1 protein-coding gene is annotated in these 1,321 nt (G+C 66.2%); it reads left to right on the top strand.

The window, feature by feature from the left end; all coding sequences use genetic code 11:
• Positions 1-50 precede the first annotated feature (50 nt).
• Positions 51-1,294 (top strand): IS3 family transposase gene (locus tag ABEA93_RS41955; protein WP_345681284.1). Its coding sequence is split into 2 segments (ribosomal slippage): positions 51-333 and positions 333-1,294, totalling 1,245 coding nucleotides; the frame shifts between segments, so codons are not numbered across the junction.
• The last annotated feature ends 27 nt before the right edge of the window (positions 1,295-1,321 follow it).

Below are 1,321 nucleotides of genomic sequence, written 5' to 3' on the forward strand. Positions count from 1 at the left end.
TGAACCGCTCCGGGTCTGATGGAGGCTCGATTCCCTGAGAGGATCGAGTCATGGCGCGTCCGTCCCCCTACCCTGCTGAGCTTCGTGAGCGTGCGGTGCGCATGGTCGCGGAGGTTCGCCCCAACTACCCGACGGAGTGGGCCGCGATGAAGGCGGTCGCCGCGAAGCTGGGCATCGGTGCCGCTGAGACGGTGCGGACTTGGGTCCGCAAGGCCGAGGTCGATGCCGGCCGGCGTCCGGGAGTGACCTCGGACGAGGCCGCAGAGATCAAGCGCTTGAAGGCGGAAAACGCCGAACTGCGGCGGGCGAACGAGATCCTCAAGGCGGCTTCGGCTTTCTTCGCGGCCGAGCTCGACCGGCCGTCGAAGCGCTCGTAGCGTTCATCGACGCTCACCGCGAGGTGTTCGGAGTCGAGCCGATCTGCCGAGTCCTGACCAGCCACGGACTGAAGATCGCGACGAGCACCTACTACGCGGCGAAAAGCCGTAGCCCCAGCGCCCGGTCGGTCCGCGACACCGAGCTGAAGACGCAGATCAACCGCGTCCACACGGACAACTTCAGCGTCTACGGCGTCCGGAAAGTCTGGCGGCAACTCCATCGCGAGGGCATACCGGTGGCCCGCTGCACCGTCGCACGGCTGATGCGCGACCTGGGCCTGGAGGGCGCCCGGCGAGGGAAGAAGATCCGCACCACGGTCCGGGACGACGCCCATGACCGGGCCGCCGACCTGCTGCAACGCGACTTCACCGCATCCCGGCCGAACGAGCGATGGGTCGCGGACTTCACCTATGTCGCCACCTGGTCAGGGATCGTCTACGTCGCGTTCGTCGTGGACGTGTTCTCCCGGGTGATCGTGGGCTGGTCCGCCGCCACCAGCAAGCGGGCCAAGCTTGTCCTCGATGCACTCGACATGGCCTTGTGGCGTCGCGACCGCGCCGGAACTCCCGTCGACCCGGGGCTGGTTCATCACTCGGACGCGGGCAGCCAATACACGTCCTTCGCGTTCACCGCGCACCTGATCGACGCCGGCATCGACGCCTCGATCGGCACCGTCGGCGACGCCTTGGACAACGCGCTCATGGAATCCCAGATCGGTCTCTACAAAACGGAGCTGATCAAACCCCGCAAGCCCTGGCATGGCCTCGCCGACGTCGAACTCGCCACCGCGGAATGGGTCGACTGGTTCAACAACCGACGCATCCACACCGCAATCGGAGACATCCCGCCCCACGAACACGAGACCAACTACTACGCTCAACACCAGCCCCAACCGGCGGCTGGAGTCAACGCATAGAGCCTCCACCAATCCCGGAACGGTTCA

Source organism: Yinghuangia aomiensis, from assembly GCF_039542225.1.
In the GTDB taxonomy this organism is placed as follows: domain Bacteria; phylum Actinomycetota; class Actinomycetes; order Streptomycetales; family Streptomycetaceae; genus Yinghuangia; species Yinghuangia aomiensis.